At 38.7% G+C, this 23,670-nt stretch carries 22 protein-coding genes; 19 read left to right on the forward strand and 3 right to left on the reverse strand.

Annotated elements, in window-relative coordinates:
- Positions 1-8 precede the first annotated feature (8 nt).
- Positions 9-788, reverse strand: a complete 780-nt coding sequence (locus AOC36_RS01475; protein ID WP_198401188.1) for a DeoR/GlpR family DNA-binding transcription regulator — start codon at positions 786-788, stop codon at positions 9-11.
- Positions 775-1,554: a hypothetical protein gene (locus AOC36_RS01480; protein WP_067630415.1), complete on the reverse strand. Its 780-nt coding sequence runs from the start codon at positions 1,552-1,554 to the stop codon at positions 775-777. The genes AOC36_RS01475 and AOC36_RS01480 overlap by 14 nt, the downstream gene beginning before the upstream one ends.
- A 214-nt stretch (positions 1,555-1,768) precedes the next feature.
- Here AOC36_RS01480 and ulaG point away from each other — a divergent pair, with 214 nt between their 5' ends.
- The 14 genes from ulaG to AOC36_RS01550 all read left to right on the forward strand — a co-directional run bounded on the left by ulaG (position 1,769) and on the right by AOC36_RS01550 (position 17,038).
- A complete protein-coding gene (gene ulaG, locus AOC36_RS01485; RefSeq protein WP_067630418.1) occupies positions 1,769-2,830 on the forward strand; it encodes an L-ascorbate 6-phosphate lactonase in 1,062 nt (353 codons plus the stop codon).
- On the forward strand, positions 2,827-3,282 hold the full coding sequence (locus AOC36_RS01490) for a PTS sugar transporter subunit IIA (protein WP_067630421.1): 456 nt from the start codon (positions 2,827-2,829) through the stop codon (positions 3,280-3,282). Before ulaG ends, AOC36_RS01490 begins: the two co-directional genes overlap by 4 nt.
- 18 nt (positions 3,283-3,300) lie before the next feature.
- Positions 3,301-4,755 (forward strand): PTS ascorbate transporter subunit IIC, encoded by a 1,455-nt coding sequence (locus tag AOC36_RS01495; RefSeq protein ID WP_067630424.1) that lies wholly within the window; start codon positions 3,301-3,303, stop codon positions 4,753-4,755.
- A 12-nt stretch (positions 4,756-4,767) separates the two neighbouring features.
- The gene (locus AOC36_RS01500) at positions 4,768-5,055 is read left to right on the forward strand and encodes a PTS sugar transporter subunit IIB (protein WP_067630427.1); all 288 of its coding nucleotides are present in this window, start codon (positions 4,768-4,770) and stop codon (positions 5,053-5,055) included.
- 44 nt (positions 5,056-5,099) lie between these two features.
- The gene (locus AOC36_RS01505) at positions 5,100-5,813 is read left to right on the forward strand and encodes an L-ribulose-5-phosphate 4-epimerase (protein ID WP_470295750.1); all 714 of its coding nucleotides are present in this window, start codon (positions 5,100-5,102) and stop codon (positions 5,811-5,813) included.
- A complete protein-coding gene (locus tag AOC36_RS01510) occupies positions 5,800-6,666 on the forward strand; it encodes an L-ribulose-5-phosphate 3-epimerase (RefSeq protein ID WP_067630430.1) in 867 nt (288 codons plus the stop codon). The genes AOC36_RS01505 and AOC36_RS01510 overlap by 14 nt, the downstream gene beginning before the upstream one ends.
- A complete protein-coding gene (locus AOC36_RS01515; RefSeq protein WP_067630433.1) occupies positions 6,656-7,684 on the forward strand; it encodes a hypothetical protein in 1,029 nt (342 codons plus the stop codon). Before AOC36_RS01510 ends, AOC36_RS01515 begins: the two co-directional genes overlap by 11 nt.
- A 214-nt stretch (positions 7,685-7,898) precedes the next feature.
- A complete protein-coding gene (locus AOC36_RS01520; RefSeq protein WP_067630436.1) occupies positions 7,899-8,384 on the forward strand; it encodes an RNA polymerase sigma factor in 486 nt (161 codons plus the stop codon).
- A complete protein-coding gene (locus tag AOC36_RS01525; protein ID WP_067630439.1) occupies positions 8,362-9,477 on the forward strand; it encodes a hypothetical protein in 1,116 nt (371 codons plus the stop codon). Before AOC36_RS01520 ends, AOC36_RS01525 begins: the two co-directional genes overlap by 23 nt.
- Positions 9,478-9,845: 368 nt before the next feature.
- Positions 9,846-11,222 carry a type 2 periplasmic-binding domain-containing protein gene (locus tag AOC36_RS01530; RefSeq protein WP_067630442.1) on the forward strand — a complete coding sequence of 459 codons (1,377 nt, stop codon included), beginning with the start codon at positions 9,846-9,848 and terminating at the stop codon, positions 11,220-11,222.
- A complete protein-coding gene (locus AOC36_RS01535) occupies positions 11,215-11,865 on the forward strand; it encodes a uracil-DNA glycosylase (RefSeq protein WP_067630445.1) in 651 nt (216 codons plus the stop codon). The genes AOC36_RS01530 and AOC36_RS01535 overlap by 8 nt, the downstream gene beginning before the upstream one ends.
- Before the next feature lie 2 nt (positions 11,866-11,867).
- Positions 11,868-13,076, forward strand: coding sequence for a bifunctional folylpolyglutamate synthase/dihydrofolate synthase (locus AOC36_RS01540; RefSeq protein WP_067630448.1), 1,209 nt, complete (start codon positions 11,868-11,870; stop codon positions 13,074-13,076).
- Between the two features lie 675 nt (positions 13,077-13,751).
- Positions 13,752-15,182, forward strand: coding sequence for an alpha-amylase (locus tag AOC36_RS01545; RefSeq protein WP_067630451.1), 1,431 nt, complete (start codon positions 13,752-13,754; stop codon positions 15,180-15,182).
- Between the two features lie 2 nt (positions 15,183-15,184).
- Complete coding sequence (locus AOC36_RS01550) at positions 15,185-17,038, forward strand: hypothetical protein (RefSeq protein WP_067630455.1); 1,854 nt, start codon at positions 15,185-15,187, stop codon at positions 17,036-17,038.
- Positions 17,039-17,139: 101 nt separating this feature from the next.
- On the opposite strand, the gene AOC36_RS01555 is transcribed toward AOC36_RS01550, so the two are convergent.
- Positions 17,140-17,367: a hypothetical protein gene (locus tag AOC36_RS01555; protein ID WP_067630458.1), complete on the reverse strand. Its 228-nt coding sequence runs from the start codon at positions 17,365-17,367 to the stop codon at positions 17,140-17,142.
- A 298-nt stretch (positions 17,368-17,665) separates the two neighbouring features.
- Between AOC36_RS01555 and AOC36_RS01560 the strand changes: the two genes are divergently transcribed.
- The 5 genes from AOC36_RS01560 to AOC36_RS01580 all read left to right on the forward strand — a co-directional run bounded on the left by AOC36_RS01560 (position 17,666) and on the right by AOC36_RS01580 (position 23,663).
- A complete protein-coding gene (locus AOC36_RS01560; RefSeq protein WP_067630462.1) occupies positions 17,666-18,862 on the forward strand; it encodes an extracellular solute-binding protein in 1,197 nt (398 codons plus the stop codon).
- A gap of 66 nt (positions 18,863-18,928) precedes the next feature.
- Positions 18,929-20,296 carry a carbohydrate ABC transporter permease gene (locus tag AOC36_RS01565; protein WP_067630465.1) on the forward strand — a complete coding sequence of 456 codons (1,368 nt, stop codon included), beginning with the start codon at positions 18,929-18,931 and terminating at the stop codon, positions 20,294-20,296.
- Positions 20,296-21,147: a sugar ABC transporter permease gene (locus AOC36_RS01570; RefSeq protein ID WP_099091532.1), complete on the forward strand. Its 852-nt coding sequence runs from the start codon at positions 20,296-20,298 to the stop codon at positions 21,145-21,147. Before AOC36_RS01565 ends, AOC36_RS01570 begins: the two co-directional genes overlap by 1 nt.
- On the forward strand, positions 21,144-22,646 hold the full coding sequence (locus AOC36_RS01575; RefSeq protein ID WP_067630468.1) for an alpha-amylase family glycosyl hydrolase: 1,503 nt from the start codon (positions 21,144-21,146) through the stop codon (positions 22,644-22,646). The genes AOC36_RS01570 and AOC36_RS01575 overlap by 4 nt, the downstream gene beginning before the upstream one ends.
- Before the next feature lie 18 nt (positions 22,647-22,664).
- A complete protein-coding gene (locus AOC36_RS01580; protein WP_067630471.1) occupies positions 22,665-23,663 on the forward strand; it encodes a LacI family DNA-binding transcriptional regulator in 999 nt (332 codons plus the stop codon).
- Positions 23,664-23,670: the final 7 nt, after the last annotated feature.

Below are 23,670 nucleotides of genomic sequence, written 5' to 3' on the forward strand. Positions count from 1 at the left end.
TCGTTATTTTAATAAGAAATTAAGTCTGCTTTAATCACCTTAATACCGGTTTGTTCATCAATTTCCTGGACTACTTCATCATTGGCAAAAGGATCGGTTATAAGATAGTCAAACTCGTGTACTGAGCCTGTTTTGTAATTTGCCTCTTGCCCAATTTTTCCATGGTCTACCACTAAGATACGCCGACCACGGCAATTACTAATCATCATCTGATTGATTGCGACTTCGCGTCGGACCGATGTTGTCATCCCTTGTTCAATTGAAAACCCACTGCATCCTAAGATTGCTTTAGTTGCTCTGATTTGGGAAATCATTTGCAGTGCGAAATCACCCGTCATTGAGTCTTTGGGTGGTGTCAACTCACCCCCTGTAAGGATGACATTCGATCGATTCTTATAGGGAATCAATGAAGCTTGACCATTGTTTGTGATAATGGTCACTTCCTTGTCTCCAAGATACTTTAAGATAAGGATTGCGGTAGAAGATGTGTTCACAAAGACAATGTCTCCCGAATCAATCAAATCAGCCGCGGCCTTCGCGATTGAGTTTTTAAGCATAGAGAGGTTTTTCTCAGGGATACTTGTATTTTTATAATCAAGAAGGCGTGCACCACCATAATAACGTTCAATCAGTCCCTTTTTTTCAAAATACATGAAATCACGACGAATGGTGAGCTCGGATACATCATAAGTACTTGAAAGGTGTGTTACGGATAAATCACGATGTTTCAATAAATCAAGAAAGATAGCATCGCGGCGTTTGTAGATAACGTCTTTAGATTGTTTCATCATAAGCATTCAGTGCTCCTATATAGGGTGAGTCTTTGTTGATGTCTTCGATCTGTTTACAATATTTACGGATGTTTGATCGGTGTTTCATATCAAGTTCTAAACAAGCACGTCCATAATAATAATGAATGCATTCGCGATTATTATAGCGTTTGAGATCCACTGCCTTGTATGCTTCAAGGCTCTTTTTATAGGATTTGGTGATGTGGTAGTAATCTGCGTCAATTTCATGCCAACTATATAATTGAGATATATCATTTTTCTTCTTGCTTGTTTGCTTGAACCGTTGAAGTTGTGTATAGTTTTCAGTCGCCTCATCAACGTCCCCCAAGTAAACATAAGATTTAAACAATGAATGATAGTGTATTAATAAGTAATCAGGATGTCCGGTGAAAAATGATTCGTGTTCTTTAATATGATTGATACAACCTTGTGGATTATGTGCGTCAAGATAAACAAGTGTTTGTGTCAAAATGAGCGTTGGTTTCATGCCTTTAAATACATCAAAGCGTTTTATTCTTTCCATTATCGATGATACTTTATCAAGGTCACATTCAACAACCAATGCAATCTGTAGGTCTTCATTTAACTTCTTTAGATAGTCATAAAGGATATTGGACATAAGAACAAAGACCATGATTAAGGTAAGAACCCCTTTCATTAACGTAGAATTTTGTGATGTCCATAGCGTAAATATCACAAAAAGAAAACCGAGGTAAAGAAGACTCTTTCCAATCAGTTTTAGATGTTTTTTGATGAACCACATGTAAAACGCCCCCCTTATTATCTAAAGAATATCATGTACTTTTCAGTGAATCAATGGTTAATTATTTCGAATTGTTCATAAAATTGGTGTGATTGTTCAAATAATAGAAATTATCTATCAATCAATCATTAATAAATGAAATCGTTCATAAAAATCCATTGTAGGTACAGTGAAAATAGATTAAATTAAGGGTGTAAAGGAGGGGGTATTCAAAATGCCAAAGATAAAAGATATAACTCGAGAATCATGGATTCTGGGTGCGTTTCCTGAATGGGGAACATGGCTCAACGAAGAAATCGATGAAACAGTAGTCGATAAGAATACGTTTGCGATGTGGTGGATTGGATGTACGGGTGTTTGGTTCAAAACAGAAAATAATACAAATATCGCAATCGACTTATGGTTTGGAAATGGAAAACGGACACAGAAGAAAAAAGAGATGGATCCATTCCATCAAATGCGAAACATGACGGGTGGTCGTATGACACAACCGAATCTACGTGCAGCACCAATCGTGTTTGATCCATTTGCAGTAACACATGTTGATGCAGTGCTATCAACACATTATCATAATGATCATATTGATCCGTTTTTCGCAGCAGCGGTACTTGAGAACATCAGTGAAGAAGTTCCATTTATTGGGCCTCAAGAAAGTGTGAATAAATGGCTTGGATATGGTGTTCCAGCGTCACGGTGTGTGGTCGTGAAACCAGGGGATGTCATTAAAGTTAAAGACACTGAAATTCATGTAGTGGATAGTTTTGATAGAACGTGTTTAGTCACAGCGGATGAAGACATACGCGGTGTTCTTCCAGATAATATGGATGAAAAAGCCGTAAACTATGTCATCAAAATGCCAGCAGGAACAGTCTATCATTCAGGGGATTCACATTACAGTGTTCAATTCAAAAAACATGGCAATGATTATCCAGATATTGATGTTGCGTTTGGTTCTTTTGGGGAAAACCCAATTGGAAACCAAGATAAAATGACATCAATTGACTTATTGAGAATGGCAGAAGCCTTGGATTGTAAAGTGCTCATTCCACTGCATTATGATGTGTGGACAAACTTTAAAGCAGATCCAAAAGAAATTGCAATGCTATATGAAGCAAAAAAATATGCGCTTCAATATAAATTCAAACCATTTATTTGGGATGTGGGTGGCAAATTTGTTTGGCCCGTTGATAAGGATAAACGAGAATATCATTATCGTCGTGGATTTGAAGATGCCTTCACAGATGAACCAAACGTACCCTTTAAGTCAATCTTATGATTAGCAAGTTCATTAATGATGGGTTAGTAGCATTTTATGATTCTTTCGATACATGGGAAGAAGCGGTACGTGCCTCATGTAACACATTAAGGAATCAAGGATATATCAATGAACAATATGAGAACGCCATTGTGGATAATATTCACGAACACGGTCCTTATATTGTAATCTTACCAGGAATTGCAATGCCGCATTCTACACAAGGAGGAGAAGGTGTATTTAAAACTGGGATCGCATTTATGAAAGTTGAAAAACCGGTACTCTTTGATGATAATGGAGAAATTAAGGATGCACAATTGTTCTTTACACTGGCAGCTGAAGACGCAGATCAACACCTTCAAAACATTACAGATCTTATGGAACTACTCATGAATGAAGATGTTGTGGAAGCCTTGAAAGAAACAAAGTCATTGGAAGACTTAAAAACAATCGCGAATACATATAACTTATAATAGGGGAAGAATAAATATATGGAAATCTTTGTAAGAATTTGGCAATATTTTATGACCAACATCTTAACACAACCGAACTTCTTTATCGGATTCATTGTGTTAATTGGTTACATTTTACTTCGTAAACCATGGTATGAATCGCTAGCGGGGTTCTTAAAAGCAACCGTGGGATACATGATCTTGCAAGTGGGGTCTGGGGGGTTAGTTAATAACTTTAGACCAATCTTGGTAGGTCTGAAAGATCGCTTCAATTTGAATGCGATGGTTATCGATCCATACTTTGGTCAAAATGCTGTGGATGCAGGGATTGAAGCAACGTTCAATCAAACGTTCACCAATGTCATGTGGTTATTGTTGATTGCGTTTGTGGTTAACTTGCTCTTAGTAAGACTTAAGAAATTCACTAAGATGCGTGCCGTGTTTACGACAGGGAACGTACAAATTCAACAAGCTGCAACTGCATTTTGGTTGATTCTATGGGCAATTCCTGAACTTACAGGAACACCAATGCTTGTTGTTATGTCAATTTTACTGGGGTTATATTGGGCCGTTGGATCAAATATTACAGTTGATATCTGTCAAGAACTAACGGAAGGAGCTGGCTTTGCGATTGCTCACCAACAAATGTTTGGGGTAGCAATCTTTGCGAAATTAGCTGAAAAAACACGTACGAAAACATCGAAACGTCTTGAAGACATTGAGTTACCAGGATTCTTATCAATCTTCCAAGAAAACATGGTATCGACTTCAATTCTGATGCTATTCTTCTTTGGAATCATTCTGTTGGTATTGGGTAAAGATTATTTAGTAGCTGCTGAATTTATGAAACAAGCAGACAGTTTCTTCTTCTATATCTTAAAGACAGCGCTTAACTTTGCCGTTTACCTTGCAATCTTACAACTGGGTGTTCGTACCTTCGTTGGTGAGCTTACTCAATCATTCCAAGGGATTTCAAATACAATCTTACCAGGTGCTGTACCAGGTATTGATGTTGCTGCAACCTTTGGCTTTGGTTCACCAAATGCTGTAACCATTGGCTTTATGTTTGGTGCTTTAGGACAATTCTTAGCAATTGGACTCCTCATTTTACTGAAATCACCAACGATTGTTATCGCAGGATTTATACCAGTATTCTTTGACAATGCTGCAATCGGTGTATTCGCAAACAACCGTGGTGGATCGAAAGCAGCAATGATTTTCCCATTCACCTCTGGATTACTCCAAGTGTTTGGTTCTGCACTCATTGCGACATCCGTAGGACTTGCGCAATATGGTGGTTACTTAGGTATGTTTGACTGGGCAACGGTATGGCCAATCTTTACATACATTCTACACTTCTTAGGCTATGCTGGTGTTGCAGTTGTAGCGTTGATTCTATTCGCAATCCCTCAGCTTCAATATAAAGCAGATCCGGAAGGATATTTCTTAATTACAGAAGATTATGATAAATACGCTGAAATGAAAGCTAAATAATAGGAGGCAAAAATGAAAATACTTGTTGCATGTGCAAATGGATCCGGAACAAGTTTAATGCTTAGTATGACGGTTAAGAAGGCAATGAAAACGTTGGGGCTTAAAATAACAAATATGCACCATACATCAATATCTGAAGGAAAATCTTCAGCTACAATGTATGATGTTGTATTTACATCACCGACGTTCGTACACTTATTCAAAGGTGCACAAGAAAAAGGAGTACACGTAATTCCAATCCAAAACGTCATGTCTGAACAAGAAGTGATTGAAGGTTTAAAAAACGCAAAACTTGCGTAAACAATAGGGCGCAAGCCCTATTGTATTATATAAAGGAGGGGACTGTGTTAATTCACGAATATATGAGAACAAAAGAACTGAAACAACGCGTCTTGGATGCGAATTTACAATTACCAAAGTATGGACTTGTGACATTCACATGGGGGAATGTATCAGAGATTGATCGTGATCAAGGTGTAATTGCAATTAAACCCAGTGGGGTTGAATATGATGACATGAGTGTGGACGATATTGTGGTGGTTGATATGGAAGGGACTGTGGTTGAAGGAACGCTCAATCCAAGTTCTGATCTTGCAACGCACCTTCATTTATATCAGTGTTTTCCTGAAATAAATGGCGTGGTACATACGCACTCAAAATGGGCAACATCCTTTGCACAAGCGGGACAAGACATCAATCCATTAGGGACAACCCATGCAGATACCTTTTATGGGCCTGTACCCTGTACCCGTTCAATGAATGATGCTGAAATTATTCAAGACTATGAATTGAATACAGGAAAGGTCATTGTGGAAACCTTCCAATCTGTAGATTACACAAGCATTCCTGCAGTACTTGTACGAAACCACGGTCCATTTGTGTGGGGAAAAGATGCTTTTGAAGCAGTGCACAATGCGGTCATATTGGAAACAGTCGCGAACATGAATTTTGTATCCTTATCCCTTGGACATCATACCCTTGATTCAATTGAACAAACCTTACTTGATAAACACTATTTAAGAAAACATGGGAAGGATGCATATTATGGGCAAAAATAGAGACTATTGTATTTCATTGTATGAAAAGTCAATGCCTAATGATAAGCCTTTGCTTGAGAAGTACTTGCTCGTCAGAGAGTTTGGGTATGACTTTCTTGAATTATCCATTGATGAAACGGATGAAAAACTAGAACGCTTATATGACCAAGACTTACAAGAACATATCCTTGATACGATTGTGGAATCGAAAGTAAACACACGTTCAATTTGTTTAAGTGGTCATCGACGGTATCCTTTGGGATCAAATGATCCCTCAATTGTAGAGCGATCACTCGATATTTTCTACCGTACTGTTGATCTTGCAGTCTTTATTGGCGCATCAATCATACAAATGGCAGGCTATGACGTCTATTATGAAGACTCTGATGAAGCTACAATCCAACGATTTAAAACAAACTTAAAAAAATGCTTGGATTATGCTTCAAAGAAAGGGATTATCTGTGCTTTTGAAACCATGGAAACACCGTTTATGGATACCATTGAAAAGGCAGTTTCATGGTGTAATACATTTCAAAACCCATATTTAAAAGTGTATCCAGATTTAGGCAATATCACAAACTCCAATAATCTCTATCAAACATCAATACTCCGTGATATCGAATGTGGACGCGGTTATATTGTCGCAGCACACCTTAAAGAAGCGAAAGAAGGCGTGTATCGCGACTTGCAGTTTGGGGAAGGGATTGTGGATTTTGAAGCAGGAATTCAAGCACTCTGGGACCAAGGGGTTCGCTTATTTGGATGCGAATTTTGGGCTCAAAAAAATCCTGATTTCTGCCATGCAATCAGAGATAATGGCATATTTATACGAAGAATACTTGATAAAATAGCAGGAGAAAAGCATGAAGATTAAACATATTCACTGTGATGAACTCTACCGAGCCTATGCAGCCCAGGTTATGGAAGTAGATGATGAATTGGCTGTATTGATTGCGTCTGAAGAAGCTGGTTATCCAGGATATATGTATCGTGGAGAGAACTTTGAGCACCGCGAACTATTATGGGAAAAAGGGGGTGGATGTATGTCCATTATTCCAATCCCAAATAAGAAAAATGAGTTTCTCGCAGTCATGGATTTTTACCTTAAGGTATCGCCATCTCAATCCAAACTTGTTTGGGGTAAGTATCATAAAGATACGGGTTGGGTAATTCATGATGTCATGTTCCTTCCGTATTTGCATCGTTTTGATATCTATCCCATTGAGGGAAAAAACATCGTTGTGTGTGCTACGATTGCAGATGATAAACAATATAAGGATGATTGGTCACTGCCTGGGTCGATTTACAGTGGGGAACTTCCAGAAGATCCACGTGAGGGCATCAAGCTTTCGATGATTGAAACTGGGTTTTATCGCAATCATGGATATTTTAGAAAAGAAACCTTGGATGGACCTTTAGGGTATTTTACCAGTGATCAGGGGATTATTACGCTGAATCATGGTAAGAAGGACTGGAAGGTTGAAAAAATTATGGATTCGATGATCAGTGAAGTTGCGGTCATGGACCTAAATGGAGATGGGGTGGATGAGTTGATTACCATCGAACCCTTCCATGGAAATACAATCAAAGTCTATGAAGCAAAAGACGGTGCGTATGAAGCGGTTTATACCTTCCCAGGAGAACTTGACTTTGGCCATGCGCTCGTATGTGCGGATTTATTTGGAAAACCAGCCTTTGTGGGTGGCATTCGGCGTGTAAATTGTGAGCTCTTTACAATTACCTATGAAAACGGTCAGTACAGCTTGAATGTGATTGATCACGGAGGTCCTGCAAACCTAGCGGTAGGGTATCGTGGTGATCAAGTGATCATTGCTGCAGCAAATCATACTCGAAATGAAGCGGCGGTTTATATCTTAGAAAACGAATCATGATGAGGGTGAGTGACAATCACCCTTTTTTTAATTACGACCCTATAAAAAATATTCCCCAATATTTGTGACATTTTGACCGATTTCTTCCATTTATTAGTGAACAGCGCTGTGTGTGATCAACAGCGCCATGCGAAATGAACGATTCTTGCAAGGCGTTGTTTGGTTCATACTGTATAATGAAGATATGTTTAAAACGTGAGTGAGGATGAGGCGTGTGCCATTCGATAAAGATCGAGAAGTTGTGGAAATGTATAAGAGCGTAGTATATGGAATTGCACTGGTTCGTGTAAAGGGTGCCACTGATGCGGATGATATTTTTCAAGAAGTATTCATGGCATATTTTAAGCGACCCCGCGTTTTTCTCAACGAAGGGCATCGCAAAGGATGGCTCATTAAGACAACGATGATATGTTGCCAGAACTATATCAAAAATAAAAGGTCTTATGAAACTTTGGATGAGGAACATATCAGTGCTCCAATCAAACATGAAACACATCAAGAAGTGATTGATGCACTTTTCTCACTGGATGAAACCGTACGAACGGTTATATATCTTTACTATTTCGAGGATTATAAAACAAAAGAAATTGCGTCGCTATTAGGACGAAAGGAATCAACGGTACGTATGCAGATGAAACGTGGACGCGCATCCCTAAAAGCCATCTTGGAGGAATCAAATGATGAAGAAGAGCGATATTAAAACCATTAAGGAAGCATTTAATCCCAGTGAAGAACTTGTGGATAAGGTAAGCAAACGGGCAAAAGAACAAAGGATGACCTTCAGAAGAAGCGGGTTGAGGTTGAGTGTCAGTATGATGGTGGTGGTCGCAATGGTGCTGATTTACCAACAAATAATACCAGGAAATCGGCCGATTGATGGCGGCGTTGAAACACAGACCATCACAGGATTACCGATTGATACATCCTTACTTGTCAGTGATCGATTAAATGATAGTAATTCGAAAACTGAAGACTCCCTAGCCTATGTGATTGAAACAATTGACGATTGGTTTAGACATGAAATAGAAGCAATTGTAATCGCAAGAGTGGTTGAACTTCGTGAACCAAATGAAACAGAATTCAGCATCATAACACCGGTCACACTTGAAATCCTTCAGTCCGTAAAGGGAGATTTGAAGGGTCAAATTAAGGCCTTTGATGTTGGGTTATCAAGTAGCACTATGTATTATGAAACATACCCTAAAACGGATTTAAGGGTCGGTGGGGTGTATGTCCTTCCACTCTATATGGGAGAGAGCGGGTGGACTTTATCCTACACCACTTTTGTCTTATTTGAAATTGATGATATGGGAAATTTAAACTCACATACTGCATTTGAAGGACTTAATAAATATGATGGTAAACCGTATACAACCTTGATTGAAGATCTGAACAAACGCCTCAACGACGCCACCTTTATGTTAAAGACAAGTGCGTTTGGTCAAGCATTTGAAATGTTTGAACTGATTCAAGGCACTGTTTTACACATTGAACTGCCAGAAGCTTCAAATGCAAGTAGAACCTTTGTGACCATCGAAATCAAAGATTCGTTTACGAACCATGTTTTTGATGATGTCATCGTCGTTCAATACTATGATACATCGACAATCCTTCAAGAAGGGGATGATGTCATCCTGTTTGTGAATCTCTATAAGGGCTATGAAGGTAATGATGCTTGGAGTGCGCAGATCGATGCGCAGCAAACAATTCACTCAGGCGGAATATACTTTGATCAGTTTGATGGATTCGCTTATCAAAGTGTCTTAGATGCCATTTATCAACTGAAACCATGATGAAATTAACAGTCTCATCATGAGTGAATTGAAGCTAAGAAACAACGGGTACAAAGAAATGGTTTATTAATCGCGATAAACGAGTCATAAAAAAATCACGGAAATACCACACTTAAGTTTTTCATAGGGTATAGTTTAATATCCTTAACAAATTAGTCTTAGAATAAATAGGGTTGTAACGAAATAGTGTAGAATTTCATATACTTTTGTTGCAACTCTTTTTATGTCGTTTCAAAGACATTTTTTTCATTCTTGAAATAATCTAACACAAGTTCACACGAAAATCATACATGTTTCAAGTGTTAACACTACATAAAATGTTTCAATTTTGATATGATTATAATGACGTGAAGATTGGACAATAACTTATGAGTAAACAACAAAAAAACATGATTATGATATTGGTTGGTGTTATCCTTATCTCAGGGGTAATCACAGGAATTATTATTTGGAACGCACGATGTGTATTGGATGGAACACAGATTTGTTATGATGAGAATAATAAAGTGTTTTACCTTGAAGAAGATGCAAAGGTCAGTGTTCAGGTTGAATCTGATTCTTTGAAGCAATACCTAGAAGAGACATGGATTACCCTACACCCTGAATATGAAGGGGCACTTGAAATCACGGTTAGAGAAAGTTTAACTTTAGATGAATTAGCCGCTGAGGGCTTACCTTTTGATCTAAATGTAACGGGGCAAACCAGTGCTGCTTTTATTATGGATAAGGTGTTTGATATGGGAAGTGCTGTGGGAGATACCATTCTTGCCAATGTTCCAACCCAGCTGCAAGATGCCAGCAATGCATCGGGAATTGTATTTGTACCTAATAGCACAAAGGGGTGGCTTTTTGTATATAACAAAACCTTTGCTGAAGAATTAGGCTATGACCTAACCGATGAAGATTTGTCGGGTTTACCCGATATCTTTGAATCCTGGGAAGATATTATTGAATTCGCACCACAACTTCTTGAACAAATGGATACTGTATTCCCGCTGACCTTTGTGGACCAAGAATCCTTTTACCCCTTCTTAACAGGAGGACGTTGGCTGCTTAACTTCACAAACCGTGGTTCAGATCCTGGATTTGGTTCCAGTGAATTTCTGGATGGATTAGCTCTGATTGAAGCATTGCGTGATGCACCGATTGTGCCAACGCAAGAAGATGGTACAGTTTCGAGTGCTGAATCTTTAGCATGGCGTTATGAAGAAGCGCTGTATAATAGAGAAACCCTCTTTACAATCGCAATTGACTGGATGCAATTGGATGAGCACAGTGCATTAACTGGGGATGAATATGTGTATGCACCGTTCCCAAGTTTTAAAGGGACCCGTCTTTCACCGATGGCTGAAGTGGATGGCTATGTGATGTCGAACGATGTTGAATATCCTTCCGCAACTGCAGAGGTCTTAAGAATCTTAAGAGCGCCTGCTGCCGCAAGTGTTTATTCAAGTGCTTCAAGTAAAACCTTTGTGATGATGCGTCATGAATTTCAAAACTTACAGGTTGATGATGAAACCTTAAATAAGATTCGTGCTTATAGTTACAGTGATTCTGTTCCGGTAATGACACTGGATGATAATCCTGCAGTATTATCGCGTTATGTGTTTCAAGAAGTCGATATCATGGATGTCCTCAAAGATTTATACGATCAAAAACTAAGTGCTCAAGAAGTTCAAGAGGTCATTGTCCAACGTGCTACTGAATGGATTGACACTCACGCAGTGGAGGCAAGTGATGATTGATGCTACATGGGAAAGAGCACTTGAAGAGGTCCTTCATTCGCAAGCGTTTAAGGACTTAATGAACTTTGTTGATGAAGCTTATGCCACAAAAACGATTTACCCACCCAAGGAACAACTCTTCAATGCCTTTAACGTAACCCCCTTTGATGCATGCAAGGTCGTGATATTAGGGCAAGATCCATACCATGGACCAAACCAAGCGATGGGGTTGAGTTTTTCTGTTAATGAAGGGGTACCACTCCCTAAAAGCTTGGCGAACATCTACAGGGAACTGTATGATGATTTGAAGATTACCCGACTCAGTGGTGATTTAACCTCATGGGCTCAACAAGGGGTGTTGTTGTTGAATACACTTTTAAGTGTTGAACATGGAAAACCCTTATCCCATCAAAATAAGGGATGGGAAGTATTAAGTGATGCAGTGATTCACACACTGAATAAACGTGAAGAACCCGTGATATTTGTATTGTGGGGTAAGGAAGCGCAATCGAAAGCAAAATATATCGACGACCATCATATACTAATCAGTGGTCCACATCCTTCTCCATTAAGTGCTTATCGTGGTTTTTTTGGGTCAAAGCCCTTTTCAAGAATTAATCAAGAATTAAAGAAGATGAATAAAACACCGATTGATTGGAGCTAATTATGTTTGATACCTTAAAAGAAGCGCTTGAAGTCTTAGAAGCGCGCAAGAATCGAAGACTGGGAATAGATGGTCTACTCAATGCATTGCCTGAATACAACAATCCTCAAAACGCACTGTCATGTATTCATATTGGGGGAACCAATGGAAAAGGTTCTACCACAGATTTTACACGAAGCATCCTTGAAAATGCAGGATACCGTGTCGGAAGTTTTACTTCACCACATTTAATCGCACACAATGATCGCATTCGGATTAATAATGAGCCTATTGCTGATGATGTGTTGCTTCAGTACATTAATGATACCCATGCAGTGTGGGAAAAACATGGACTCAGTATGTTTGAAATCGATATGCTGATTTCCCTTATTTACTACAGAGATCAAAAGGTTGATGTCTGTATTTATGAAGTGGGTTTAGGGGGGCGTTTGGATGCAACGAATGTGATCATTCCTAAAGTCAGTGCCATAACCCATGTTGATTTTGATCACATGGATATCTTAGGGGATACACTTGAAAAGATTGCCTTTGAAAAAGCTGGAATCATTAAACAAGGGGTCCCAATGCTTACCACAGAAAAACAAAAAAGTGCGCAAGATGTCATTAAGGAAGTCGCAAGACAAAGACATGCACCGTATCTTCAAATCAACATACCAGATTACAAAGTTGATCAAAAATCAGTCACCTTTAAGGTCTTTGATACAGAGATTAGTTTGGTGAATCAACCGATTTATCAAGTTGAGAATGCAACCTTAGCTGCGTATATTGTGAAACAATATGATCCCCAAATATCGAGCGATACCATTAAATCAGGGTTAGAATTAACACACTGGGCGGGGCGTTTTGAAGAGATTCGTGAATCTGTTTATCTTGATGGTGCACATAATATGAATGGTGTCACAAAGCTTATAGAGAGTCTTCAACTGCTTCCAAAACCGTGGACAATATTATTTACAGCATTAAAAGATAAAGAATATAAGACCATGGTTAGCTTGCTTGAAGCACAAGCGGATACACTCATCATTACTGAATTTAACTTTAGTCGTGCTGAATCTGCAGAGAATTTGGCGATGGGACATGATGCCATTGTGATTAAAGATAAGTATGAAGCCATTGATTATGGACTAAACCATAGAAATGGTGGCACGTTTATCATTACAGGATCGCTTTACTTTATTTCCGAAGCTCGTGAATATTTGAGTCAACAATGAGTTTGAGTGTATGTCTGAGCATATGTTATAAACCTATCAAAGACAAAAAAGAGCTCATATTTGCATAGTCCACTTAAAATAAAGAACCACATGATGTGGTTCTTTATTATTTTCAGACACTACTTAAATAGGTTTATCCATAAGTGCTTTGCATCCTTCATTGAATGCAAATAAGGTGAGCTCTTTTTAAGACCATTGATGATTGCACTGATAAAGGATGCTGGTTGTTGATACCCCATAAATGATCAGGCTGTACCCTGTGTTGATTTATACCATCACCGATTTTGCGATAAGTATGGCGCATCAATTCACGAGAAGATGGACAAGATAGATGGAGACGCAAGGTGAGTCAGACATAAATTTATGGGAATAAAGTGTATTTTTTGCGACGTCAAGGTTTTCAAAGGCGTGGTAATGATGTATAGTGGTTGGGGATTTGTTATAATGTGGACGTCAACCGTTGTTGATGCTCGTTTGATATCATGAATTTTTAAAGAATCTTGTTAAATTGAGCAATCCCTTAACAAATTCCTAAAATCGATTAAAATTATATAAGTTTACTGGGGGTTCATTAGTGATTTTATACTGGATGACGATTTATTTGAGGGTGACAATAATTTTAGTTGTATTTGTTTGTGTTATAATTGAGGCTAGAAATTATGGAGGTAACGGTTTATGAACCGAAAAACATTATTCCAGGCATTTCAATGGTATGTAAAAACTGAAGATAACCTATGGGTAAAGATTAAAGAAGAAGCAAAACACTATAAAGAACTTGGACTAACAATGATATGGCTTCCCCCAGCTTATAAAGGGGCAGCAGGATCAAATGATACAGGGTATGGGGTTTATGACCTCTACGATTTAGGGGAGTTTGATCAAAAGGGGTCTGAGCGTACGAAGTATGGTACAAAGCAAGAATACCTCGAAGCAATCCAAGCACTAAAGGACGAGGGAATTGATGTGATGGTCGATGTCGTTCTGAATCACCGGATTGGGGCGGATGGTACTGAAGAAGTTCCAGCCAAGCTCGTAAATAGTGAAAATCGAATGGAAGAAATTGAAGAGAAAACGATTGAAGCGTGGACGCAATATAATTTTGAAGGGCGTGGGGATGTGTATTCTGACTTTAAGTGGAATCATACGCATTTTACGGGAATTGATTATGATGCACGTGATCATGAACAAGGTGTTTTCTTGTTTGATGGTAAAGAATGGGCGACAAAAGTGGATGCTGAGTACGTTAACTATGATTACCTAATGGGTGCGGATGTTGACTTCAGCAATCAAGAAGTGCGTGATGAGTTGTTGCGTTGGATTCGCTGGTATAAAGATCTCGTGAAATTTGATGGTGTAAGATTGGATGCGGTAAAACACATTCAATTCCCATTCTTTAAAGAAGCACTGCGTGCATTACGGGGTGAAGACAATACACTTGTAGCAGTGGGTGAATATTGGAGTGGTGATTTAAAAGCGCTTCATAATTACTTAATGGATGTGGACTTTTCAATGAGTTTATTTGATGTCCCACTGCACCATGCACTACAAAATGCCTCGATAGAGAAAGAAAACTATGATTTACGGACGATATTTAATGGTACACTTGTAAGTAATAACCCCCATTATTCAATAACCTTTGTTGATAACCATGATACACAACCTGGGCAATCTCTTGAATCCTTTGTGGAACATTGGTTTAAACCGCATGCGTATGCATTGACTCTATTAAGAGATGCGGGGACACCCTGTGTATTTTATGGTGATTTGTATGGAGATCCTGAGAATGGCATGGAGAAAGTCGAATGTTTGGAACTGTTAATGAAATTACGCCAAACAAACCTCTACGGTACCCGTTTTGATTTTCTGGATGATGCACATCAGATAGGATGGGTCTATACAGGAAACGATGAAGGGGATGGTTGTGTTGTGGTGATAAATAACGCAAACCAAGCGCAAAAGCGGATGTTTGTTGGGAAACGAAACGCAGGGAAGACGTTTGTAGATGCACTAAACCCAGATTTAGTGGTAGAAGTAGATAGTGACGGGACCGCTGTGTTCTCAGTAATGGAGAAAAGCATCTCCGTCTATGTGAGTGAGGAACGATAACGATGATGATTGCTTATTATGATGATGTTCATATTTTACACCTGCTCAGTGATACGCCTTTAGTTGATAAGGTGTTGTATGGCATTAATACGTTGGAAGTGTTGAGTGTAAATGGTCATGAAGGACAATGGGTTTATGAACTAAGTTGTCCTGAATTACCGATTGGAACGCCAATTGAACTTGTGATTGGCGATGTGTATGTTCATGTAATTCCACGGATGATTGTGAAGACACAGTGGTTTGAAGACACCTTTGGTGTCGAAGATGCTCGTCTTGGATCGTGGGTAGAAGATGAAAAAACCTATTTTGCTGTATGGTCTCCAACTTCTGAAGATGTTCAATTAAAACTCGATGGCAATACCTATCCAATGACCCGAAATATTAAAGGGATCTATACGGCGCAATTTGATCAAAATTTGCATGGCGCTTTATATGCCTACGCAGTGGTGGCACATGGTGAACGCTTAACAACAACCGATCCTTATGCTAAAGCGTCCATGCCAAATCGGGGTGGGTCTGTGGTTGTGGATTTCACTAAACTTGACCTTGAAATCGAAGACTTTAAACCAAAAGGACCGCAAACTTTGCTTGAAGTCCATGTGCGTGATTTCTCAATGGACCCTGAAGTTCCTTTTATAAATCGTGGTAATTTCTTAGGCCTTTTAGAAAGTCATGGGAATTATGGCATGAAACACATTCTTGATTTAGGGGTGAGTCACATTCAACTCATGCCGATCAATGATTTTGAAACGGTGGATGAATTGAACCCGCTTCGTAAATACAACTGGGGTTATGATCCCATGCAATATATGGCACTTGAAGGAAGTTACAGCAGCAATGTCAAAGATGCACATCAAATCATTCGTGATTTTGCGAAAGTAGTTGATGGGTATCATAAAGCAGGTGTGGGTGTGAATATGGATGTGGTGTTTAATCATGTGTATAAACAACAATACCATCCCCTAAATATTCTTGTCCCTTATTATTACTTTAGATATCGTGAGGATATGAAACTGAGTGACGGGTCATTTTGTGGAAATGAGCTCGCATCAGAGAAAGTAATGTGTCGCAAACTGATTGTTGATACCTGTGCCTATTATGTGGACACCTTTAAAGTTGATGGCTTTAGATTTGATTTAATGGGGCTTACAGATATTGAAACGATGCGTCAAATCCAAGTGCGTATGCCAGAGATTATGGTATACGGTGAAGGGTGGAAAATGCCAACAGTTCTTGATGATGGACTGTGCGCAACCATTGAAAATCAATACAAACTCCCTGATGTTGGGTTTTTCAATGATGTCTTTAGAAATACCATTGGTGGTTCTTTGGATGGAGAAGACTTAGGGTTTGCTGGTCATCGTGGAATCCCTGTTGATTCAATCGTATCCGCAATCTTTGGGAGCGCAGATCCAGGGTATAGACCAACCGTCTTTACACATACCAAACAAAGTGTAAACTATGTCGAATGTCATGATAACTTAACGGTCGCAGATCGTGTGAAGATGAATGGTGAGTCATGGGAAAAAGCATTGTTTATGATTGGAATTATTTTAATGTCACAAGGGGTTGCATTCTTACAAATTGGTCAAAGCTTCTTTAGAGATAAACAAGGGGATCATAATTCGTATCAATCACCCGATGACATTAATATGATTCGATGGAAAACACTGGATGCGTATCAATCGATGAATGAAACGGTTCAGAAATGGATTCAAGTACGCAATGATATGTATCAGGTAACTGAAGGATACCATGCCCGTATGAACGACACTACCTTAATCTACGTGTATGGTAATACAACATGGAACATAAACATTGTGGATAAAACGATTGGGTATGAAATCAATGCTTAATCATAAAGCGTGGGTTTAGTTAATTAAAAATCTAAAGGATATGGTTTCAAAAAGAGGTGCGATCACAAATGTGGGAGCACCTCTTTTACTGTAACTTTTGATTAACGATTGTTGAATTTTTTTCCAATAAATAACCCTGAAACCAAATAAGGTGAAAGGAAAATATAATATCTAAAGGGTGCACTGGCATTCAGGTATTCTTCAGCACTCCAATTCCAATCTAAGGCGTCCAATGCAATTGAAAAGTTCAAATAATAAGCGACAAATACGACGCCAAGAAGTGTCGCAATCAGTAAAAGGTTTAAAAGTGTATTGATTGATTTTATCATAAGAGCTATCCCCATTGGCTTTCGCCTTATATGAATCATTGAAGCAAATCATCAAACAAACAGTCAAGTTTGTAAAGATAGATTTGATCCGAATATTCTTATAACAAAAACAATCATTGCAAAATCTTAAAAAAATACAAAAAAAATTTATATCCAGAAAAGTGCTTAAAAAGTAGGTTTCCAACATTTTGTGGGAAACGTTTTCTGAAATCGCATACATAAGTGTTGACACGTAGCATAATTTTTGTATAATAGTGGTAGGAAAACGATTTCATAAGTTTTCGTAGGAGGAAATAATATGTTTAAGAAAGGTTTTCGCTTATTAGCGATTACACTGGCTACTTTTGCACTAGTAGCATGCGGATCTACATCAAGTGGTGATGACAAAGGTCCAGTAACTTTAAAATTATGGGGGTCACAAGATGACCAAGCGTTCTTGAAAGAACGTGTTGAAGCGTTTAAAGCTGCAAACCCAGATACAGACTATACAATCGAACTTGGTGTTGTTGGTGAACCAGACGCACGTGAACAAGTACTTGCTGACTTAGATGCAGCTGCTGACGTGTTTGCATTCCCTAATGACCAATTACGTACATTAGTTGATGCAGGTGCTCTTTACCAAATCACACTAAACAAAGATGCAATTATCGCTGCAAATGGACAAGGTTCAGTTGAAGCTTCTATGTTAGATGACAAACTATTTGCTTATCCATTCTCAGCAGATAATGGATACTTCATGTACTACAACTCAGAAATCTTCTCAGAAGAAGACGTAAAATCATTGGATGCAATGGTTGCACGTGCTGATGCTGAAGGTAAGAGAATCTACTTCGACCTATCAAATGGTTGGTATATTGCTTCATTCTTCTTAGGAGCTGGTGGAGAACTGAGCTTAGCTGATGGTAAACAAATTGTTGACTGGAATAATGAAGCAGGTCTTGCAGTTGGTGAAGCAATTCGTACATTCGCTAACTCACAAGCACACATTACTGGTGACGATGCTGCATTACTTGCAGGATTAGAAGATGGTTCAATTATTGCGGCTGTTTCTGGAACATGGATGGCTGATGACTTTGAGAACGCATTTGGTGAAGGCTATGCTGCTACTAAACTTCCAACATTTACAAAAGCTGGTGAACAAGTTCAATTAGGTAGCTTTGGTGGATATAAATTGTACGGTGTGAAAACAAGTACAGAATTCCCTGAAGAAGCAATGAAACTTGCTGAATTCTTAAGTAATGAAGAAAGCCAAATTATTCGTTTTGAAGAACGTGCTACAGGCCCTTCTAACTTAAAAGCTGCTGCAAGCGAAGCTGTACAAGCAAACGTTGCATTAAGCGCACTTGCTGCTCAAGCACCTTACTCATCAAGCCAAATGGATGTTATTGATACATTCTGGGGTCCTGCTGAAGCATTCGGTACTGAAATTGAAAACGGAAGCACACGTCCAATGCAAGAACTATTGGATGAAATGGTTGCTCAAATCACTAAGTAAAATAACTAAACATGGGTTGGAGGTGGTTGTCCACCTCCAATTTTGTGTTTTATAAAGGAGTCAATAATGGAGAAACTTAAACAATTTTTCGAACCATTTAAGTTTGCAATAAAAGATGGCGATTCAAAAACGAAACTGTCACTGGTTGTGATGGGAGCGGGATCATTCTTGCGAAAACAATACGTAAGAGGGTTTACATATCTTTTGATTCAAATTGGATTTATCGCATATATGATAACGTCAGGTTTATCGCAAATTGCGGGTCTTCGTACCTTAGGTACGGTAGAACAAGGGCAAGTCTTTGATGAAGCACGGGGTATCTATGTCTATACTCAAGGGGATAACTCAATGTTGTTTCTTCTCTTTGGAGTTATGGCTGTACTTCTATTCATTGCATTTGTGGGTGTCTATCGCTTAAGTGTAAAAAACGCCGTTGAGAATCAGCAGTTATGTGAGTCCAAACAACCACTCATATCATTCAAACAAGATTGTCATGATTTAATGGATGGGAAGTTTCATATCACAGTACTTTCATTACCAACAGTACTTGTTACAATCTTTACGATACTACCACTGATCTTTATGATCTTTATCGCTTTTACCAATTACGATATTAACCACCAACCTCCAGGAAACTTGTTTACATGGGTTGGGCTCAATAACTTTAGAGACTTAGTTGCAAGCAATGGAATTATCTCAGGAACATTCTATTCGTTGTTACTGTGGACACTCATTTGGGCATTCTTTGCAACATTCTTAAACTATGTCTTGGGAATGCTTGTGGCGATGTTAATCAATCACAAACAAATTAAACTCAAAAAACTATGGCGTACGCTGTTGGTTGTTACCATTGCGGTACCACAATTTGTAAGTTTAATGTTGATGTCCCAACTCTTATCCGATAATGGTGCATTGAATGGATTGCTTGCATCGTGGGGTTGGATCAGTGAATTCCAACCGATCAAGTTCTTAACGGATCCTAACATTGCCCGTATTACGGTAATTGTTGTGAACGTATGGGTAGGGATTCCATATACAATGTTGATTACATCGGGAATCTTGATGAACGTACCGCAAGATATGTATGAAAGTGCACGCATTGATGGTGCATCCGCTTGGGTACAATTCAGAAAAATTACCTTGCCATATATGTTAAATGTCACAACACCGTATCTGATTACTCAGTTTGTAGGAAATATCAATAACTTCAACGTAATCTTCCTTCTCACCGGTGGTGGACCGCTAACCTTGAGTTATTATAAAGCGGGACGTACGGACTTACTTGTAACATGGCTTTATAAACTTGCACTTACTGAAAAGAACTATGCACTTGCATCTGCAATTGGGATCATAATCTTTATGATTATGGCTACGTTATCACTTGTAGTATTTAGAAGAACACTTGAAGACGGAAGGGAGAGTACATTCCAATAATGAAAAGTATAAAATTCAAACAAAGACTCACATCAATTACTGGACATTCATTCCTTACGGTACTATGTACGGTGTGGTTGTTGCCGATTGTATGGCTTGTTCTACAATCCTTTAGAGGCGAATCAACTGGACCTACCAATAACATTATTCCAAGACAATTTACCTTTGATAATTACATTAACTTATTTACAGATACTCGCTTGTTTAACTTTCCGCGTTGGTTTGGAAACACATTATTTGTGGCAGTCATCTCCTGTGTTATTTCCACAATGCTTGTGTTGATGACCAGCTATGCATTCTCTCGTTTACGATTTAGTATGCGTGAGAAATACATGAAGATTATTCTTGTAATCGGGATGTTTCCAGGCTTTATGTCGATGATTGCGATTTATCATATCTTGAAAATGTTTGGACTAACACAAACACTTTGGGCATTAATCCTTGTGTATTCAGGGGGCGCTGCAATGGGGTATTACATCTCCAAAGGGTTCTTTGATACGATTCCAAAGGCAATTGATGAATCAGCGATGATTGATGGCGCAACAAAAAGTCAAATTTTCTGGAAGATTACCCTTCCAATGTCAAAACCAATCGTTATTTATACCATTCTTACATCCTTTATGGCACCATGGGTAGACTTCGTGTTTGCTTCAATCATTATGCGTGATAGTTATAATAACTTCACCATGGCGATTGGTTTGTATGAAATGTTGAAACGTGAAAATATTGGGACTTACTTTACACAATTCTGTGCCGGTGCGGTTGTGGTTGCGATTCCAATTACAATTCTCTTTATCTTCATGCAGAAATACTATGTTTCGGGAGTTACTGGAGGATCTGTTAAAGGGTGAAACGACTACTTTCTCTTATTCTCAGTATCTTATTGTTGACGGGGTGTGCTTCAAGTTCTGATGAACTGGAGTATGTTAAACCCGAAATCAACAGCACCTACTATCAAATCTTTGTAGGATCATTTAGTGATAGTGATGGCGATGGTATTGGGGATTTAAACGGTATTCGTGAGAAGTTAGATTACATCCAATATGATTTGGGTGCAAATGCTATTTGGCTCACACCAATCCATCCATCCCCAACTTATCATAAATATGATGTTGTCGATTATTATGGTGTTGATGAAGATTTTGGAACAATGGAAGACTTTGATGCCTTGGTAGATGAAATGAATGAACGGGGGATGGACTTGATTCTTGATCTCGTACTTAACCATACCTCATCACGTCATCCTTGGTTTTTAAAAGCTGTTTCAGCACAGCTGAATGGCACCTGTGATCAAACACCAGAGTGTGATTTCTATAATTTCTCAACAACGCCACAAACAGGGTTCGCCCGAGCTGGCAATGATTTGTATTTTGAAGCAGTGTTTTGGGAAGGAATGCCTGACTTAAATCTTGCGAATGAAACGGTTCGGTCTGAAATTCAAGATATTGTTGGATTTTGGATGGATAAAGGCATAAAAGGCTTCCGTCTTGATGCAACAACCCATTTCTTTGCGGAAAATCTTGAAAAGAATGTTGAATTCTTAACCTGGTTTAATGATATAGTTAAACAAGAACGAAGCGATGCTTATCTTGTGGGTGAGGCATGGACTTCTGGAAGTATTGTGAATCGTATGTTTGCAAGTGGTGTGGATAGTTTCTTCAACTTTGATTTCAGTCAACAAAGTGGTGATATCGTGAAATCAATTCAAAGAGGCCAAGGAAACGCACTTGCTAATCTTGTGGTAAATCACACGGATACGATTCAATCGTTCAATGAAGGTGCCTTGGATGCAGTCTTTCTATCCAATCATGACAATAACCGCAGTGCGGGTTATTTAAGTGTGAATGAAAACTATCAACGCATGGCAGCAAGTACTTACCTTTTAATGCCAGGAAATGTCTTCATTTATTATGGAGAAGAAATTGGGATGAAGGGAAGTGGGATTGATGAAAACAAACGCTTACCGATGGTATGGAGTACCAGCGATGATGCCTTTATTCCAAATCCCCCACCCAATGCAACCCAAACCAATACGCTTGAAAAAGGGGTAAAAGAACAACTTGAAGATAAAACGTCGTTGTTGATGCATTACCAACGGGTTGTATGTGTGCGAAATATGTATCCACAAATTTCACGAGCAAGTGTTAAAGTGGTCGATTTGGGTGAAGAATCGATCTATGCGACACAAATGGATGAAATTATTGTGATTCACAACTTCTCAGATGATTCACAAACTGTTAAAATAAATGGAATAGAAAAGGTAACATTAGTGGATGGAACACAATCGCATTCTCAAAATGAGTTGACTCTGGGCGGATGGTCAAGTGTGGTTGTAACCATAACACAATAAAACAAGTGAGGTGGAAGTATGGCAACAATTAATGATGTCGCAAAAAAAGCAGGGGTTGGGGTATCAACGGTCTCGAAAGTACTCAATAACTATGCTTATGTCAGTGATACGACGCGGAAAAAAGTAATGGATGCAGTCGACGCGCTTGACTATGTACCCAATACTGTTGCCAGTGCTTTATCATCGAAACAAAACAAACGGATTGCGATCGTTGTGTTTATCAATAATAAACGACAAGCAATCGATGAAATCAACATGCAATATCTCTTTGGGGCGTTTAATCGCTCCAAGGAGTATAAGTATGAACTCGTTACGATATTCTCGACAATGTTTGAGGATAAAAATAAAAAAGAGTTAATTCAGTTCTTCAAGTCTTTACAAGTCCAAGCATTAATCGTTTATGGACTCCATAAGGAACAACCGCATTTTAAAGAAATGATTGAAGAAGATCATTTCCTAAGTGTCGTTGTCGATGCACCGATTGTAACAAAGCGAACAACATCGGTTATGGTAGATCATTTGTTGGCACAATATGATATTACAAAACAGATGATTGATGGCTTTGATGGCAATCACTTACGTCAAATCCTGTATTTGGGAGGACGTCAAGATGGATTTGTTACAGAACTGAGACTTAAAGGTGTATTGAAAGCAGGACAAGAATGTGGCGTTGACATCAATGTTCAATTTGCGGACTTTAGTGAACGCAAAGCCCATGATTTATGCATGAAATACGGTGAGAAAGCCAATATTGTAGTCTGTGCTTCGGATTTGATGGCCATTGGCGCAATTAAAGCACTCAAAGAGAAAGATATATTTAGACCTGTCTGTGGTTATGATGGCATCAAACTACTGGGTTATATGAATTATCGCATCCTAACAGTATGTCAAGATTTCTTCGAAATCTCTGAGTCTGCTGTGGATGAAGCACATCGTCTGTTTTTGGGGGAAGAGGGACGTATAAAACACATTGTTTATAAAATTGATCGTATTAACTACGACGATGTCATACTTTAAAGAGGAG

Source organism: Erysipelothrix larvae (assembly GCF_001545095.1).
GTDB lineage: Bacteria > Bacillota_I > Bacilli_A > Erysipelotrichales > Erysipelotrichaceae > Erysipelothrix > Erysipelothrix larvae.